Here is a 16747-nt window from a genome sequence, read left to right as displayed (position 1 = left end):
CAGGTGATTACTGAATCCGGCCTTCGCGACCGCAAGAAGGCAGCAACGCGAGCCGCACTGAGCGAGGCAGCCGTCCGGCTGTCCGCGCAGCGTGGGTTCGAATCGGTGACAGCCGAAGCGATCGCCTCCGAGGCGGGAGTTTCGACTCGCACGTTCCACAACTACTTCGCGTCGAAAGAGGACGCGGTCCTGTCCCAGGTCGAATCGTCGGTTCAGGAATGGGTGGAACTGCTAAGGGCGCGTCCCGAGGGCGAGCCCATCTGGGACTCGCTGCAACACCTGGCCATGGGCATCGTGTCCGACCCGGAACGCTCCCTCGAGGAGATGCGGGCGGTATCGCAGCTCATCGAAGAGTCGCCGGCACTGATGGCCAAGAAGCTGCAGATGCACGACAACGTCAACCGCACGTTCGGTGAGGCCATCGCCGCACGCACCGGCACCGACATCGACATCGACCTTTTCCCGAACCTGCTGATGGTGGCGGTCGGGGGAGCGGTGAAGACCGTGCTGGAACTCGCGCTCAGCGGCAACGTCGCCGGTCGCACACCGCAGGAACTGATGACCGAAGCCTTCGACCAGCTTCGCTCCGGCCTTCCTCAAGTACAGAGCCTTCCCCAACCCAAGAACTGATTCACGGATCACACAGAGCGAACGAGGAGAATCGTGGCTACCTATCTGTACCGAATAGGCAAGTTTGCCTACCGGCGAAAAGGCGTGGTGCTTGCCGGCTGGTTGGCGCTGATGATTTTGGTCGGCGTCGGCGCGGCAACGCTGGCCGGACCGACCAGCGAGTCGTTCTCCATTCCGGGAACACCCGCGCAGCAGGCGCAGGACCTGATGGCCGAGCGGTTCCCCGCCCAGGCCGACGATCCGATGAACTCGCTGAGCGCCCGCTACGTCTTCCAGGCTCCCGCCGGGCAGACGCTCGATCAGCCGCAGAACAAGGCCGCGATGGACGCCGTTCTGGAGCAGGTTCGTCAGATCCCGCAGGTGAAGGCGGCGGCCAAGGCCGAGGGTGCGCTGGCCGACCCGATCGTCGCCAACCAGAAGCTGACCGACGCAGCCGTCAAGTCGGCCACTGAGAAGGGCACCTCGCAGGAGACCGCGCTTGCCAATGCCGCGGCGATGTCGCCGCTGAGCAAGGACAAGACCGTCGGCTACGTGCAGGTGCCGTTCGACGGCGATCAAGCCGATGTCACGGATGCGCTGCGCAGCTCGATCGACCATGCCGCGCAGGCAGGCCGCGACGCCGGACTGAACGTGCAGATCAGCGGAACCGCCGCATCGGATCAGCAGCCTCCGGGTGGTGCCACCGAACTGGTCGGCATCGGTGTTGCCGCCGTCGTACTGATGATCACCTTCGGTTCGCTTGTGGCAGCGGGACTTCCGCTGATCACCGCGATCATCGGCATCATGATCGGCAGCCTCGGCATCACGATCGCAACCGGCTTCACCGAACTGAGTTCGATGACGCCCACCCTCGCGATCATGATCGGCTTGGCCGTCGCGATCGACTACTCGCTGTTCATCGTCTCGCGCTATCGCCACGAGATCGAGGTGACCGGCGACCGTGAAGAAGCGGCAGGTCGTGCGGTGGGTACCGCAGGTTCCGCCGTCGTCTTCGCAGGCTTGACCGTGATCATCGCGTTGCTTGCACTGCGCGTCGTCGGCATCCCGTTCCTCACGGACATGGGTGCAGCCGCAGCGTTCACGGTGTTCATCGCCGTTTCGATCGCCCTGACCCTGCTGCCCGCGATCCTGGGGCTGTTCGGACGCAAGGCGTTCGCGGGTAAGATCCCGTTCCTGAAGTCGCGGGAGCCGAAGCCGGGCAAGCAGTCGGCGGCGCAGCGCTACATCGCATTCGTCACCCGCAAGCCGGCGTACACGCTGATCGGCGGCGTGCTGCTGCTCGGTGTGCTGGCGATACCGGCGACCAACCTGTCGCTGGCATTGCCGAACGACGGCACAGCCGATCCGGCCACCAGTTCGCGTCAGGCCTACGACATGGTCGGCGACGGCTTCGGTCCCGGCAAGAACGGCCCGCTGCTGGTGGTGGTCGACGCCAAGGATGCGAAGGTCGCACCGCAACAGGCGTTCGACGATGTGGTCAAGTCCATCTCCAGTCAGCCCGACGTGGTGAACGCGCAGATCGCAGGCGTGAACCAGGCAGGCGACACCGCGCAGGTCTTGGTGACGCCGAAGAGTTCGCCGAGCAGTGACGAGACCAAGGCGCTCGTGGACAACATCCGCGGTGCCGAGGCGGGGCTGAACGCGCAGACCGGCGTCAACTACGGCGTCACGGGTCAGACAGCGTTGGAGAGCGACGTGTCCAACAGCCTCTCGAAGGCACTGATTCCGTACCTCGCCGTCGTGGTCGGGTTGGCGTTCCTGTTGCTGATGCTGGTGTTCCGCTCCGTGCTGGTGCCGCTGACAGCCACTCTGGGCTTCCTGCTCAGCGTTGCCGCCACGTTCGGTGCCACGGTCGCGATCTTCCAGGAAGGCTGGTTGGGGATCATCTCCAACCCGGGTCCGATCGTCAGCTTCATGCCGGTGTTCCTGATCGGCGTGGTGTTCGGACTCGCGATGGACTACCAGGTGTTCCTGGTGACCCGGATGCGTGAGGAATACACCCACGGTGCTTCGGCAAAGGACGCGGTGATCGCCGGGTTCAGCCACGGTGCCCGCGTTGTGACCGCCGCGGCGATCATCATGATGTCGGTGTTCGCGGCCTTCATCGCCGAGCCGGGCACGTTCATCAAGGCCATGGGCTTCGCCCTCGCGGTCGCGGTGTTCTTCGACGCCTTCATCGTCCGCATGGTTGTCATCCCGTCGGTGATGGCGCTGCTGGGAGACAAGGCCTGGTACCTGCCGAAGTGGCTGGACCGGATCCTCCCGAACGTCGACATCGAGGGCAAGAAGCTCGAGCGTTCGCTCCCGAACGACGAGCGCAAGGAACTGCAGCCGGTCAGCTAGACCGAAACGCCAGAGCGCGGTTGGGGAGTCCTGGACTCCTCAGCCGCGCTTCGGCGTCGAGCGCCCTACCTGCGCCCGGGTGCTGAGCACCTGGCCGTTCCACGGCACATCGCCCGCCATCGACGACATTCCTGCCCACTGGGCCGCGACGATGAACAGCGTCTTCCCGTCGCCGCCGCCGAGCATGCAGGCGAACGCACCGCGATCGATCTCGACGGTGTCTGCAACCTCGCCGCCTTCCCGCACCCGAACGCACCGCTTGTTCGGCACGTCGGCGTACCAGACCGCGTTTTCGTCGTCGAGGCAGATTCCGTCCGGCGCACCCGTGCCGAGATCGGCCCACACCCGACGACGCGACAACGAACCGTCGGCGGCAATGTCGAACGCCGCCAACCGGTTTCGATGCGATTCGGCAACGATCAACGTCGAATTGTCCGCGGTCACGGCCATTCCGTTCGGAAACGACAGGTCGTCGGCGACCACCCTGGCGACACCGTCCGGGGTGACAAGAGAAACGAACCCGGGTGCGGTCGCGCCGACGGGTTCACCGGCCATCACGTCGTAGTTGGGGTTGTTGACGTAGGCGTTGCCACGGCCGTCGATCACGATGTCGTTGCCGCCGCCGAAGGTGGAGAACGCGGACAGATCGGCGTACTGCGTCAGCGAACCGTCCGGCGCCGCACGCAGCAGGGCATTCTCCGGACCGGATACGACCAGCGGTGTGCCGTCGGGCAGAAAGTCGAAGCACAGCGGCAACGACCGATGTCGGATCTGCACCTCGTGCTCGCCGGCGGCGTCGATCGCGATGATCTCGCCGGCAATCCAATCGGCAAACCACAGCCGATCCTGGTGCCAGCGCGGCGACTCGACCAGTCCCAGGTTCGTCATCAATGTCTGCATCGGAACTCCTTGTTCGGTGGGCTATGACCGAAACGTCGAAGCTGAGGGCTCGACTTCGACGTGCCCCGATAAATGCTGGCGACGCGAAGACGTGAGAGCCGGTAACCTTCCAGGCAGTATGTTGATTCGACTGCTTCGCACTTACCTTTACCCCTATCGCCGCGACTTGGTGGGGGTCGTTGTGCTGCAGCTGATCTCCGTGATCGCTGCCCTCTACCTGCCGAGCCTCAACGCCGACATCATCGACAACGGCGTCACCAAGGGCGATATCGGCTACATCTGGACCACCGGCTTCACGATGCTGCTGGTCTCGGGTGTGCAGATCGTTTGCTCGGTCAGCTCGGTGTTCCTCGGTGCGCGCGCCGCGATGGCGGCCGGCCGCGACATGCGCGGTGCCGTGCTTCATCGCGTCGGCACGTTCTCGGCTCGCGAAGTCGGCAAGTTCGGTGCGCCGTCGCTGATCACCCGCAACACCAACGACGTGCAGCAGGTGCAGCTGCTGATCGTGATGAGCTGCACCATCTTGGTAATGGCCCCGATCATGTGCGTCGGCGGCATCATCATGGCGGTGCGCCAAGACCTCGGTCTGTCGTGGATCCTCCTGGTCGCCGTACCCGCGCTCGCGCTGGCGATGGGCCTCATCATCGCGAAGATGGTGCCGGGATTCCGCGCGATGCAAACCAGAATCGACGCCGTCAACCGCGTGCTGCGCGAGCAGATCACCGGCATCCGCGTCGTCCGCGCGTTCGTCCGGGAACGGCACGAGATGTGGCGCTTCGGCGTTGCCAACACCCAGTTGACCGAATCCGCGTTGAGCGTCGGCAAGCTGATGGCGTTGATGTTCCCGACGGTGATGTTCATTTCCAACGTCACCAGTGTTGCGGTGCTGTGGTTCGGCGGACACGAGATCAACGACGGCACCATGCAGATCGGCTCGCTCACCGCGATGTTGAGCTACATCATGCAGATCCTGATGTCGGTGATGATGGCGAGCTTCATGGCAATGATGGTGCCGCGCGCGTCGGTCTGCGCCGAGCGCATCGGCGAGGTGCTCGACACCGAATCGTCGGTGGTGCCGCCACCGCGGCCTGAGCCGTTCCGATCGAACCCGGGCAACATCGAGATGTCGTTCGCGGAGTTCGCCTACCCCGGCGCCGACGAGCCGGTGCTGCGGTCGGTCAGTTTCACCGCCGCTCCCGGCGAGACAACGGCGATCGTCGGATCCACCGGCTCCGGAAAATCCACGCTGCTCAACCTCATTCCACGGCTCATCGACGTCACCGACGGCGTTGTCTACGTCGGCGAAACCGATGTGCGCAATCTCGATCCCGACCTGCTCAGATCCCAAATCGGGCTGGTTCCCCAGCGGCCGTATCTGTTCTCCGGAACCGTCGCGACCAACCTGCGCTACGGCAACCCGGACGCCACCGACGACGAGCTGTGGCGATGTCTCGAGATCGCCCAGGCCGCCGACTTCGTCAGGGAAATGCCCGACGGCCTCGACACCGCCGTCGCGCAGGGCGGAACGACGGTCTCCGGCGGCCAGCGGCAACGCCTCGCCATTGCGCGCGCTTTGGTCAAGCGGCCGCAGATCTACCTGTTCGACGACTCGTTCTCCGCACTCGACCTCGCCACCGACGCGCGACTACGCGAGGCGCTACGACCGGTCACCACCGACGCGTGCGTCATCATCGTCGCGCAGCGCATTTCCACCATTCGTGATGCGGATCGGATTCTGGTGCTAGACGACGGTGCGGTGGTCGGGTCCGGCAGGCACGAGCGACTGCTCGTCGAATGCCCGACGTACGCGGAGATCGTCGACTCGCAGCTGGCCGCGGAGGATGCCCGATGACGCGCCCGGGCATGCAGGCGCCAGGAGCGCCGGGCACCAAGCCGAAATCGTTCAAGCCGTCGCTCAAGCGGCTGCTCACCCGGTTGGTCCCGGAGCGGTTGTCGATCGCGCTGATCGTCACGCTCGCGATCACCAGCGTGGTCCTGACCACACTCGGCCCGAACATTCTCGGCAAGGCCACCAACCTGATCTTCGACGGCGTCATCGGCAAGCAACTGCAGCCGGGCGTGACGAAGGAACAGGCGATCGCAGGCCTGCGTGCCAACGGGCAGGGCACCATCGCCGACATGCTGTCCGGCATGAACGTAGTGCCCGGTCTCGGCATCGACTTCGGTGCGGTCGGCCGCGTGCTGCTGCTGGTACTGGCGCTGTATGTGGGTGCGGGCCTGTTCCAGTGGCTGCAGGGCTACCTGCTGAACATGGTGATCCAGCGGACCGTCAAGCGGCTGCGTAGCGACGTCGAAGACAAGATTCACCGGTTGCCGCTGAGCTACTTCGACAAGAACGCCCGCGGCGATCTGCTGAGCCGTGTCACCAACGACGTCGACAACGTCTCACAAAGCCTTCAGCAGACGATGAGTCAGCTGATGATGTCGGTGTTCTCGGTGCTCGGCATCCTGATCATGATGTTGTGGATCTCGCCGCTGCTGGCGTTGATCGCGATTCTGACTGTGCCCGCTGCCATTTGGGTGACGGCGCAGATCGCGAAACGATCCAAGCCGCACTTCGTCGACCAGTGGAAGCACACCGGCGCGCTGAACGCTCAGGTCGAAGAGGCCTACACCGGGCACGAGCTGGTGAAGGCATTCGGCCGCAGCAAAGAGGTCGAGGATTCGTTCGACGAACGCAACGAGCAACTGTTCCAAGCGAGCTATCGGGCGCAGTTCATCTCCGGCATGATCATGCCCGCGATCATGTTCCTGGGAAACCTGAACTACGTGCTGATCGCTGTTGTCGGCGGCTTGCGGGTGGCGTCGGGTTCACTGAGTCTCGGTGAGGTGCAGGCGTTCATCATGTACTCGCGCGGATTCACCCAGCCGCTCACGCAGATCGGTGCGATGGCGAACCTGCTGCAGTCGGGTGTGGCGTCCGCAGAACGGATCTTCGAGATTCTCGATGCCGACGAGCAGTCGTCGGACCCCGCCGAGGAGATGCGGCCCGCCGTCGACCGCGGCGAGGTGGAGTTCGAGAATGTGTCGTTCCGCTACGAGGAAGCGACGCCGTTGATCGAGGACCTGTCGTTGGTGGCGAGGCCGGGTCAACTGGTGGCGATCGTCGGGCCCACCGGGGCGGGCAAGACCACGCTGGTGAACCTGATCATGCGATTCTACGAGGTGGATTCGGGCGCGATCATGATCGACGGCGTCGACATCGCGTCGATGAGCCGCGATCACCTGCGCTCCCGAATCGGCATGGTGTTGCAGGACACCTGGTTGTTCGGCGGAACCATTCGCGAGAACATCGCGTACGGCAATCCGCAGGCGACCGAAGCGGAAATCATGGAGGCGGCGCGGGCGGCGTACGTCGACAGGTTCGCGCACTCGTTGCCGCTGGGCTACGAGACGGTGATCGACGAAGAGGGTTCGGGCGTCAGCGCAGGCGAGAAGCAGTTGATCACCATTGCGCGCGCGTTCCTGTCGAAGCCTTCGATCCTGATCCTCGACGAGGCAACCAGTTCCGTCGACACCCGCACCGAATTGCTGGTGCAGCATGCCACCGCCGCCCTGCGTAGCAACCGCACCAGTTTCGTTATCGCGCATCGGCTTTCCACGATTCGCGACGCCGACCTGATCGTGGTGATGGAGCACGGGCGGATTGTCGAGAAGGGCACGCATGCGCAGTTGCTCGCAGCTGATGGCGCGTACTACCGGCTCTACAACAGCCAATTCGAGAGCGCTGGCGCGTGACCCTGCCGTTGTTCGAGGTTGGCACATCTATGCCCGGCGCACGCGGTCGCACCGGCGTGCTACGCACCCCGCACGGCGAGATTCGGACGCCCGCGTTCATTCCCGTCGGTACGAAGGCCACCGTCAAGGCTGTCCTGCCGGAGACGATGAAAGAGATTGGCGGCCAAGCACTGCTGGCCAATGCCTATCACCTCTACCTGCAGCCGGGCTCGGACATCGTGGACGAGGCAGGCGGGCTCAGCACATTCATGAACTGGCCCGGACCCACCTTCACCGACAGCGGCGGCTTTCAGGTGATGAGCCTGGGCGTCGGGTTCAAGAAGGTGCTGTCGATGGAGTCGGTCGGCGTGCGCAACGACGACGTGATCGCGAAAGGCAAAGAGCGGCTGGCGAAGGTCGACGACGACGGTGTCACGTTCAAGTCGCATCTCGACGGATCGAAACATCGCTTCACACCAGAGATATCGATGCAGATCCAGCATCGGCTTGGTGCGGACATCATCTTCGCGTTCGATGAGCTCACCACATTGCTCAACACCCGTGAGTACCAGGAGAGTTCGCTGCAGCGGACGCACGAGTGGGCGGTGCGCTGCGTCGCCGAACACGAGCGGCTGACGGCGGAGCGAACGCATCGGCCGTATCAGGCGCTGTTCGGCGTGATCCAGGGCGCGCAGTACGAGGACTTGCGTCGGCAGGCGTGTCGGGGGCTGGAATCCATTGTGGGGCCGGGTGGTAGCGGTTTCGACGGCTACGGGATCGGCGGTGCGCTGGAGAAGCAGAACCTCGGCACCATCGTCGGCTGGTGCAGCGACGAACTGCCGGACCACAAACCGCGGCACCTGCTCGGCATCAGCGAGCCCGACGACCTGTTCACCGCAGTCGCCAACGGTGCCGACACCTTCGACTGCGTCAACCCGTCACGCGTCGCGCGCAACGCCGCGATCTACACGCCGGACGGTCGCTTCAACATCAACGTCAGCCGTTTCCGCCGCGATTTCACGCCTATCGACGACAAGTGCGACTGCTATACGTGCGCCCACTACACCAGGGCTTACATCCACCACCTGTTCAAGGCGAAGGAGATGCTGGCGTCCACGTTGTGCACGATTCACAACGAGCGCTTCACGATTCGCCTGGTCGATCAGATTCGCGACAGCATCGACGGCGGTTACTTCGACGAGCTGGAACGAGAGACGCTAGCGCGCTTCTACTAGTGCGGCTATGCCACAGGTGAGCGTTTAGTTGGTGCCTGGACCAATTAAGCGCTCACCTGCGCCGGCGGCGCATACGTTGGTTCGCGCTTCTTGATGTAGGCGATGACTCGGTAGGTGATCGGCATGACCATCACCTCGACGAGGGTCTTCCAGACGAAGCCGACGATCACGTAGTTCACGAAATCGCGCCAGGTGCTGATGCCGATGGCACCGGCAGCGATCGAGCAGAAGATCAGCGTGTCCGCGAACTCGCCGACGACCGTCGAACCGACCAGTCGCATCCACAGGTGCTTCTCCGCTGTGCGTTCCTTGATCAGCACCAACGTCTTGGAGTTGAGCAGCTGGCCGACCAGATACGCCACCAAACCCGCCGTGACGAGACGAGGCACCACGCCGACCACCGACTGGAACGCCGGTTGATTGTCGTAGAACTGCGCGGACGGCAGTTCGGTCGCAATCCAGAAGCAGAATGCGCCCATAAGTAGCGCGCCGAAGCCCAGGTAGATGGCGCGTTGGGTTGCCTTGAAGCCGTACACCTCGCTGAGGACGTCGCCGCATACGTAAGCGAGGGGAAAGAGGAAGAACGCGCCGTCGGTGTTGATGGGCAGGACCTGCAGTGGTCCGAGCGACACGTCGAAGCCGCCGAGAAATGCCACGCCCTTGGTGGCGCACACGTTCGAGATCAGCAACGTGGCGGTGAACAGCGACACGATCGCCGGGTAATAGCCCCGACCGATGTGCGCGTACGCAGCCTGTTCGGTCCTGTCTTCCAACTCTTTCGACTCTGTCACGCGCTACATCCAAGCAGGTCTGCTCCCCGCGCCGACGCGGTGGCGGCTGCTTTACGCTTGCAGGCATGACCAATCCGGACGATCCGTACAGCCAATATCCGGCCCACCCCGGCGGCGAATCGGGCCCGATTCCGCCGTATCAGGGTCAGTATCAACAGCCGGGTGGGTATCAACAGCCGGGTTTTGAGCAGCAGGGTTATCAACAGCCCAGCTACCAGCAGCCCGGCGGATACTCGGTTCCGCCCTATCCGCAACAGCAGTACGGCTATGGCTACGGGGGCTACCCGCAACCGGTAGGTACCAACGGCCTTGCCATCGGTTCGCTGATCGCGTCCATTGCCGGCCTGCTGTGCGGGGTCGGATTCATCGTGGGGATCGTGCTCGGTGTGATCGCCCTCGGTCAGATCAAGACCACGGGGGAGCAAGGCAAGGGGATGGCGATCGCCGGCGTGGCGATCGGCGGTGTTGCGGTGGCCGCGATCGTGATCGTGGTGATCATCGCCGCTGCGGCAGGAGCGTTCGCCAACTAGCCGCGCACGATCCACGGTTCTCGCGGCAGCGCAGTCGGATCGAACGACGCGAGCAGGTCGTGCGGTGAATCGCCTTGCAGGCAGAGCGATTGCGCCAGCATCTTCAGTACGTCGACGGCGGTGTTGCCCTGCGCGAGCTGATCGGCCAGCGTGACGGCACCGTCGCGTTTGGCGAGTCGCTTGCCGTCGGTATTCAGCGCGAGCGGCACATGAGCGTAGTGAGGGATCGGAATGTTCAGTAGCGTCGCGAGGTAGGCCTGTCGGGGACTCGACGACAGCAGGTCGTCGCCGCGGACCACCTGATCGATACCTTGGGCGCCGTCGTCGACGACGACGGCAAGGTTGTAGGCAGGAATCCCGTCGGAGCGGCGGAGGACGAGATCGTCGACGACACCGGTGTAGTCGCCCAGCAGGGTGTCGGTGACGGTGAACTCCACGACGTCCGCGCGCAGCCTGATCGCGGGATCCCTACCTGTGCTGCGCCTTTCGGCTCGTTGGTTCGGCGTCAGGTCCCGGCAGGTTCCCGGATACGCACCCTGAGGAGCGTGCGGTGCCGAGGCGGCGTTCAGGATTTCCTTTCGAGTGCAGAAGCATTCGTAGGTGCGACCGGCGTCGGTGAGATCCTGGATCACCCTGTCGTACAGCGGGATCCGCTGCGACTGGTGGACTACGTCCCCGTCCCAGTCCAGCCTGATCGCAGCGAGGTCGGATAGCTGGGTGGCTTCCGCTCCCGGTCGTACCCGGTCGAGATCCTCGACGCGCATGAGAAACGCGCGATCGGTCGACCGGGCGAACAGCCAGGCCAGGAGCGCGGTTCGCAGGTTGCCGAGGTGGAGTTCGCCGGATGGGCTGGGTGCGAACCGTCCTGCGCCGTCAGTCATTTCCGATCACCAGCCGAATCTGCTCGGTGAGCGCGTCGGTCAGTTGCGCGGCGTCGTAGAGACCGGAACTGCTGAGTGCGTCGAGCGTCAGCCCATCGACAATGGCCAGCAGCAATGTGGCGCGCAGCTCTGGCTTCGCAATGCGCGCAGCGCGCAGGATGTCGGTGAGCTCGGCTCGGATGGCCGCCAGTGTGTCGCGTTGGACGCTGCCGAGCGTGTCGGAATTCGCTGCCCGAACCGCGAAGGCGGTCATCACCCGGGCTTCGCGATCGCGTTCGTCGTCGAGTGGCAGCAGCTGAGACAGGGCGTCCGTGAGACGGTCTGTGAGCGTGCCGGTGCTGTTCCCGGTGTCGATGCGTGCCCGCACCCGATCGACCACGTGGGTGAAGGCGAACAGGAACATGTCGTCCTTGGTGGCGAAGTGGTGTTGCACCGCGCCGATGGAAACGCCTGCGCCCGTGGCGACTTCGCGCACGCTGGCCGCGTCGAGCCCTCGCGTGGCGGCAATATCGAAGAGGGACTCGGCCAGCTGCTCCCTGCTGGTCGACGAATATTTCCGCGTGCTCACCTGGCGAACAATACACTCGTATGGAACAATACGATCGTATGGAAACCTTGAGCAGTGTTCGCCGTCGGGCGGTCGTGACGGGCTCGATCGGCGCAGCAGTCCTGTCATGGCTGCTGTGGCGGATCGATCCGACGGCGGGCAATTCGCCGGTGCAGCCGATGGTTGTCTCGGCGCTGCTGGTCGCGAATGTCGTGCTTACCGTTGTGCGGCCGGACCTCAAGCGTGCGGTGGTTGCCGCGGTGCAGCGGGCGGTGGTGAATCCGATCGTGGGTGCGTTGTTTCGGATCGGCGTCGTACCGTTCGGTTACGCATTGCTCGAGACGACGGGACGTAAGTCGGGGCTGCCGCGTCGTATTCCAGTCGGAAACGGGCTGTGCGGCAACACTTTCTGGATCGTCGCCGAGCACGGTATCGATGCCGGTTACGTACGGAATCTGATCGCCGATCCGCATGTTCGGGTGAAGCTGCGACGCGGCCTGCGGTTCGTCTGGGTCGACGGCGTCGCAACGATGACTTCCGACGACCCGTTGCGGCGGCAGCGAGAGCTGTGCGGATGGCATCCGCTGCGATGGCTGAACGCGATCACGGTGCGAACTCTCGGTACCGATCTGGTCGCTGTTCGCGTCGACCTTCAGACGCTGCGACCGAGGTAGGCGAGCAACTTGGTCTGGTCGTCGGCGTCGGCCGTGGTCTCGACCTCGGGTCCGAACGCTCCAGGACCGCGCATCATGTCGGCGATCCCCTCGATGAAATTGGAGACGAACGCGATGTCGTCGGGTGGGATGGTCTCGTCGCCGCCGGTGGCGCGGGCGATGTCCCAGCCGTGGACTACCAGGTCGACGCAGAAGAACGAGCCGATACTGGCGCCGAGGGTGCTCTTGCCCATGCCGCCGTCGTACTCGATCTCCGATTTGGCTGGGTCGTCGAGGATGGCCTGAATGGTCGTGCGGGTGTACTCCCAGGCGGCAACCGGATCGTCGTCGACGGACGGGCCTTTCGGTAGCTCGATGCCGACCTTGCTGGGGAATTCCAGTTGGCCGTCGACCACGTGTCGCAGGACTTCGCGCGCTGTCCATTCCGAGCAGGGCGACTGGGCGTCCCAGCTGTCGGCGGGAACGGCGGCGACGCGCTCCGAGAATCCGGTTGCGAGGCGACGGTAGCGATCAGCGATTTCTGTTGTATTCATGCCGTCAACTTTCCTCGGTAGGCGGGTCGGCGGATTGAAGGTTTCGGACAAGTCGGGGCTTCAGGTCGTCGGGGGAGGGCGTACTGCCGCTCGTCAGGTCGGTGATCAGGCCGTCGGCGTAGGTGACCAGGCCCTTCGCGTCGATGTCGTAGGGCGCCGAGGACCCGATGCGTTTGGCTGCGCGTTCCAGCAGCGTCAATGCGCCCTTGGGGTTGCCGCGCTGGATGTGGGTGATGCCGACGGCCAGTTGCGCGAGTCCCTGCCACAGCGCGCGCTCGTCGTCGGGACAGCTCTTCCATGCTCCTTCGAGCACTTCGTGAGCGTTGAATGCCAGCCCGCGATCGAGCAGGTCCTGCGCCCAGGCCAGCGATTCGGCGGGCGGCAGATCGAGGTCTTCGGGTATCCGTTCGACGCCGACGCTGCCCATCGGCAGCGGTCTGCCGAGTTCGTCGCGGGGGCGGGAATTGCGCGCGCGGCCATCCTCATCGCGATCCCGCTCGATGTCCGCCATCGCCCGATCCTCCCACCGCCCGCTTTGGCGGAGTGAATGTACCGTTCGTTCGGCTGAACGCAACGAACGTGCCGTTCACCCATCGCGAGTGCGGAAACCCTCGCACTCGCTCTAGCCACTATTCGTCGGCCGGCGGGTTCCCGAGCAAATCATGCAGAGCCTTCTTGGCAGTGACTGCGTCTGGATCGCTCGTATAGGGGCGAGCAGCTTCGTCCGCTTTGCGACGTGCTTCGCCTTGTGCACGTTGGATCGTCTCGAGCATTACCTGGCTGAGTCGTGCGTCGCCGACGCGCAGTCCTTGTGGGGTCAGCCGGACGTTCGTGACGTTGCCCTGTCCATCGACCGTTACGCCTATTTCGCCATTGGGTGAAGTAGTACGGACTTCGATGGCGGCAAGTGCGGTTCGCAGATCCGCATTCTTGCGCCGCCACTTAATCGCCAACTCGCGCTGCTCGGCGTTCCAGTCGTCCAGGTAGTCCACGAGTCCTCCAGTGGGTGCTTGAATTACTCGGCAAGCTTGATATCGGCGTCGCCGAGTGTGAGCAATGCGAGTGTCGAGCCGTCAGCAGCAACGAATTCCACTTCATATTCGTGGTTTGACTCATCTCCGTAAGCCGCTACGACCGCGCCGATCAGTCCGCTGTGCAGAGGTCCACTCGGCGTGCCAGGCCATCGAGTCCCTGTTTCGGCGGGAATGTCGTGGACGAGTGCGACGATGTCGTGTTCGTGAAGCATTGTCCTCTATTGGCTGTGTTGGATCGTTTGGTCGCACCCGGACTTTTCGAATTCGGGTTTGTATCCGCGAATCGCCTTCCATTCCTACGCTTCGATGTCCGCTAACGGGCGCTCGTTCACAAAGTTGGCCCGCTTTTCGTCGAGCAGCCAACGAACCAGCTCAGCGAACACTGGATACTTTGATGTTTCGGTCACCTAATCTGCGAGGAGTGCCACCTCGTAATCGAGCGAAGGCTCCAGAACTGTTTCGTCATCGATGAAGGCTGCAAAAGCGGCGAGTTTGTCTACGGGTACATCATGTTGGCCGTACTCGACGGGGAAATCGCTTTCGTCGACGTCGATAATCTTTTTCAGAGTGCTAGCGTCCATTCCGCGCAACAAGAATTGACCGATGCCGAGTTTGGTCGATCTGTCGAAAGATTCCAAGTACCACATTATCGTCCCTCTGGTTTACGTGTTGGATTGGGTGGTTTGTGTGCCAGTGTTCGCATCGAACACGCCCTGGTTCTTTCCGCTTTGCTGCATCTTTCAACGGTACGTGTGCGACTCGCCGATCAAGACTGATCGCAGTGCACCTTGTGTTGCCAAATGAACTACTGCTCCCGGTAGAAATCGATCTGGTAAAGGAAGCCAAGGTTTACAACGACGGGATCGCTGACGTATGCAGCGATGATCGGTACGTCGTCGATGGAAACGTCGCAGCCATATTGCTCGATCGCTGGATCTATTTTAATCAATTCTTTTAATGCTGCGAGTTCAATTCCCTCAATTAGGTAGTCACTAACGAGTTGTTCCGACGCCCTGTCGAATACCTCCAGGTACATGAGCGTTACCTTCCTGGCTTGCGGCCGGCTACCGGCGGTTTAGTCTGCGTCCCGGTGCTCGGGTCGTACTCACCGAGGTGCTTGTCGTTTTTGCTGTATTTCTCCACAGTGCCGTGCTGGTAGTCCCATTCGTATAAGTTGCCGTCGCTGTCTTTCCATCGCGCCCGATATCGTGGCCCGACTTTAGGAGCATTGCGTGTCCCTGGAATCCCCGGGAGGTCTTTTGGTGGAGTGACGTAATGATGGTCGCCACCACCGCCGCCCGAATTCGCATTGAACGTCGTTGGGGTCGATTCGAGGAGAGGCTGCAAATCCGTCGCGACGCCGGCTGCTGCAACCCCGGCAGCAGCGGTTGCTCCGACCGCAACAGCGGCTGCCCCGTCGAAAGCAATAAGCACTGTGACGATGCTCGCCCCCGCAGCACTTCCTGCTGCACCGGCAGCAGCGACGGCGCCCGTCCCAGCGGTGAAGAATCCGGCTATACCGCCGATGATCAATCCCGCACCGAGAGCGCCCGCAAGGATGTGCAATATCTTGCGGTGCGCATCCTCGATCTGGCCTGCCCATTCGTCGCATGCAGCGGCCAGACTTTCGTACTGGGTGGCGACGGTCTCGACGTCTGTGAACACCAAGTCCATTTGTGCAAGCACCTGTGGCATTTCACCCGAGACGATGTCCTCGAGGCTCAACCATGCCGGACCCGTCCCGGCGCTCGCGTCTCGGAGTCCCTTGGCTGCGGCTCGCCAACCGGTGCCGAGTGCTCGCAGTTTGTCGGGATCGCCGTTGGGCCACGTGTGTCCTTGAAGCCAGCTGCTGACCAAACTCCATCCGAACGGCTCGTCGGTGTCGCCGCCGAATGCGCCCTTGAAAGGGGGCAACGTGGCGGCTGCTAGCTGCGCCGGTGCCGCGTCCGGTGCTTCGGGCGGATTCTTGTTGGACTTCTCTGTGTTCGAGTGGTTGACCGACGTGGCCGCGAGAAGGTCGTGCATCTTGGCGAACGAGTTGGTGATATTGGTTCCCGCGCGAACGGCTTCGAAGGCGGCCGGGTCGTAGCTGTCGGCCCATTTCTTTCCAGCGCTGTCCGAACCGGCGCAGCCCCAGTTTGCATCGAGGACTCCGGCAAGGGTCTTGATGACACCGTCGCCCGCCGATTGGGCGGTGCCGTACGGGGTCGCTGCGCCAGTGAGCACCGCCGGATCCATCGTGATCGGAGCCATTACGGCCACATCCCCACGTTGTGTTCGACGTTCGCTACGTAGCGATCGTGGGCACCCTTCGCCGCGTTGCTCAGCTCGGACAGAGCAGACCGCATGTCACCCATCTCGCGAGTCCAAGTCTCGTGGTTGGCTCGATGTGCGTCCGCAGCGCTGCCTTCCCAGTCCACTTGCAGCGCAGCTACTTCGCGTTCGACCTCGGCAATTCGTTCCTCGATCTGCCGGCCGATCTGGGCCGCCCGCTCGACGAAAGCAAGGATCTGATCGGTATTCGCAACGTAGCGCGACCTCACATGTCCAGTCGAATGTCGGAAATGGCGTCGGCCGACCCATCGTCGGTGGCGGTATAGCTGTCCGCAGCCTGGTGCAGCAATCCGGCGTCGTTGCTCAACGCGGTGGTGACTTGGCGAGCCGAATCGACCCACTCCGCCCACAATGCTGCGTGCGTGTTCGCTGCATCGCCCGTCCAATCGGACTGCATCAGTTGTTCGGCGTCGCGCCTGAGGGTCTCGACGTCATTCCAGAAGTCGTCGGACAGGGCCGCAGTTCGGTCTGCTGTGGCATGGATCTGGTGTGGATTCCCACGCATCACGCCCCCTCGCGCAAGCATTGGTAAGAGTCGAGCCCCCGATCAGCTTTGCACTGATCAGGGGCTCGATCT

General features: G+C 63.3%; 20 protein-coding genes. 7 read left to right on the top strand and 13 right to left on the bottom strand.

Annotation, left to right across the window (positions count from 1 at the left end):
- Positions 1–3 precede the first annotated feature (3 nt).
- Both FOY51_RS00900 and FOY51_RS00895 read left to right on the top strand, forming a co-directional pair.
- The gene (locus FOY51_RS00900) at positions 4–630 is read left to right on the top strand and encodes a TetR family transcriptional regulator (RefSeq protein WP_149428327.1); all 627 of its coding nucleotides are present in this window, start codon (positions 4–6) and stop codon (positions 628–630) included.
- A gap of 33 nt (positions 631–663) precedes the next feature.
- The gene (locus tag FOY51_RS00895; RefSeq protein WP_149428326.1) at positions 664–2973 is read left to right on the top strand and encodes an MMPL family transporter; all 2310 of its coding nucleotides are present in this window, start codon (positions 664–666) and stop codon (positions 2971–2973) included.
- 39 nt (positions 2974–3012) lie between these two features.
- On the opposite strand, the gene FOY51_RS00890 is transcribed toward FOY51_RS00895, so the two are convergent.
- Complete coding sequence (locus FOY51_RS00890; protein WP_149428325.1) at positions 3013–3873, bottom strand: SMP-30/gluconolactonase/LRE family protein; 861 nt, start codon at positions 3871–3873, stop codon at positions 3013–3015.
- A gap of 118 nt (positions 3874–3991) precedes the next feature.
- Between FOY51_RS00890 and FOY51_RS00885 the strand changes: the two genes are divergently transcribed.
- From FOY51_RS00885 to tgt, 3 genes are read left to right on the top strand one after another with little or no spacing between them, the layout of a single operon-like run.
- Complete coding sequence (locus FOY51_RS00885) at positions 3992–5725, top strand: ABC transporter ATP-binding protein (protein ID WP_149428324.1); 1734 nt, start codon at positions 3992–3994, stop codon at positions 5723–5725.
- The gene (locus tag FOY51_RS00880; RefSeq protein ID WP_290367866.1) at positions 5722–7632 is read left to right on the top strand and encodes an ABC transporter ATP-binding protein; all 1911 of its coding nucleotides are present in this window, start codon (positions 5722–5724) and stop codon (positions 7630–7632) included. The genes FOY51_RS00885 and FOY51_RS00880 overlap by 4 nt, the downstream gene beginning before the upstream one ends.
- 29 nt (positions 7633–7661) lie before the next feature.
- A complete protein-coding gene (tgt, locus tag FOY51_RS00875; RefSeq protein WP_149428323.1) occupies positions 7662–8846 on the top strand; it encodes a tRNA guanosine(34) transglycosylase Tgt in 1185 nt (394 codons plus the stop codon).
- Positions 8847–8890: 44 nt separating this feature from the next.
- Here the strand turns inward: tgt and FOY51_RS00870 are convergent, their stop codons facing one another.
- On the bottom strand, positions 8891–9637 hold the full coding sequence (locus FOY51_RS00870) for a queuosine precursor transporter (protein WP_149428322.1): 747 nt from the start codon (positions 9635–9637) through the stop codon (positions 8891–8893).
- A 65-nt stretch (positions 9638–9702) separates the two neighbouring features.
- Between FOY51_RS00870 and FOY51_RS00865 the strand changes: the two genes are divergently transcribed.
- Positions 9703–10167, top strand: a complete 465-nt coding sequence (locus FOY51_RS00865) for a DUF4190 domain-containing protein (protein ID WP_149428321.1) — start codon at positions 9703–9705, stop codon at positions 10165–10167.
- Here FOY51_RS00865 and gluQRS read toward each other — a convergent pair.
- Together gluQRS and FOY51_RS00855 are read right to left on the bottom strand one after the other, a co-directional pair.
- Positions 10164–11048 (bottom strand): tRNA glutamyl-Q(34) synthetase GluQRS, encoded by an 885-nt coding sequence (gene gluQRS, locus FOY51_RS00860; RefSeq protein WP_149428320.1) that lies wholly within the window; start codon positions 11046–11048, stop codon positions 10164–10166. The genes FOY51_RS00865 and gluQRS overlap by 4 nt on opposite strands.
- A complete protein-coding gene (locus FOY51_RS00855) occupies positions 11041–11616 on the bottom strand; it encodes a TetR/AcrR family transcriptional regulator (protein WP_149428319.1) in 576 nt (191 codons plus the stop codon). Before FOY51_RS00855 ends, gluQRS begins: the two co-directional genes overlap by 8 nt.
- 20 nt (positions 11617–11636) lie before the next feature.
- Between FOY51_RS00855 and FOY51_RS00850 the strand changes: the two genes are divergently transcribed.
- Positions 11637–12269: a nitroreductase/quinone reductase family protein gene (locus tag FOY51_RS00850; protein WP_235916015.1), complete on the top strand. Its 633-nt coding sequence runs from the start codon at positions 11637–11639 to the stop codon at positions 12267–12269.
- Here FOY51_RS00850 and FOY51_RS00845 read toward each other — a convergent pair.
- The 9 genes from FOY51_RS00845 to FOY51_RS00805 all read right to left on the bottom strand — a co-directional run bounded on the left by FOY51_RS00845 (position 12248) and on the right by FOY51_RS00805 (position 16675).
- Complete coding sequence (locus tag FOY51_RS00845) at positions 12248–12802, bottom strand: TIGR03086 family metal-binding protein (RefSeq protein ID WP_149428318.1); 555 nt, start codon at positions 12800–12802, stop codon at positions 12248–12250. The two genes, FOY51_RS00850 and FOY51_RS00845, sit on opposite strands and share 22 nt — an antisense overlap.
- A gap of 4 nt (positions 12803–12806) precedes the next feature.
- Entirely contained in the window at positions 12807–13313 is a 507-nt protein-coding gene (locus FOY51_RS00840; RefSeq protein WP_149428317.1) for a DUF309 domain-containing protein, read from the bottom strand.
- 118 nt (positions 13314–13431) lie between these two features.
- Positions 13432–13794: a YbaB/EbfC family nucleoid-associated protein gene (locus tag FOY51_RS00835; RefSeq protein WP_187776124.1), complete on the bottom strand. Its 363-nt coding sequence runs from the start codon at positions 13792–13794 to the stop codon at positions 13432–13434.
- 23 nt (positions 13795–13817) lie between these two features.
- Positions 13818–14048, bottom strand: a complete 231-nt coding sequence (locus FOY51_RS00830; RefSeq protein WP_149428315.1) for a DUF4926 domain-containing protein — start codon at positions 14046–14048, stop codon at positions 13818–13820.
- Positions 14049–14243: 195 nt separating this feature from the next.
- Entirely contained in the window at positions 14244–14474 is a 231-nt protein-coding gene (locus FOY51_RS00825) for a DUF7683 domain-containing protein (RefSeq protein WP_149428314.1), read from the bottom strand.
- A gap of 167 nt (positions 14475–14641) precedes the next feature.
- Entirely contained in the window at positions 14642–14872 is a 231-nt protein-coding gene (locus FOY51_RS00820) for a DUF7683 domain-containing protein (RefSeq protein WP_149428313.1), read from the bottom strand.
- Between the two features lie 5 nt (positions 14873–14877).
- On the bottom strand, positions 14878–16089 hold the full coding sequence (locus FOY51_RS00815; RefSeq protein WP_214633038.1) for a colicin E3/pyocin S6 family cytotoxin: 1212 nt from the start codon (positions 16087–16089) through the stop codon (positions 14878–14880).
- Positions 16089–16379 carry a WXG100 family type VII secretion target gene (locus FOY51_RS27060; protein ID WP_187776123.1) on the bottom strand — a complete coding sequence of 97 codons (291 nt, stop codon included), beginning with the start codon at positions 16377–16379 and terminating at the stop codon, positions 16089–16091. Before FOY51_RS27060 ends, FOY51_RS00815 begins: the two co-directional genes overlap by 1 nt.
- Positions 16376–16675: a WXG100 family type VII secretion target gene (locus FOY51_RS00805; RefSeq protein ID WP_187776122.1), complete on the bottom strand. Its 300-nt coding sequence runs from the start codon at positions 16673–16675 to the stop codon at positions 16376–16378. The genes FOY51_RS27060 and FOY51_RS00805 overlap by 4 nt, the downstream gene beginning before the upstream one ends.
- Positions 16676–16747 lie beyond the last annotated feature (72 nt).

The sequence above is a fragment of the Antrihabitans cavernicola genome, from assembly GCF_008297975.1.
Lineage (GTDB): Bacteria > Actinomycetota > Actinomycetes > Mycobacteriales > Mycobacteriaceae > Antrihabitans > Antrihabitans cavernicola.
The sequence above is the reverse complement of the archived record's forward strand: the minus strand, read 5'-3'. Positions and strand labels throughout refer to the sequence as shown.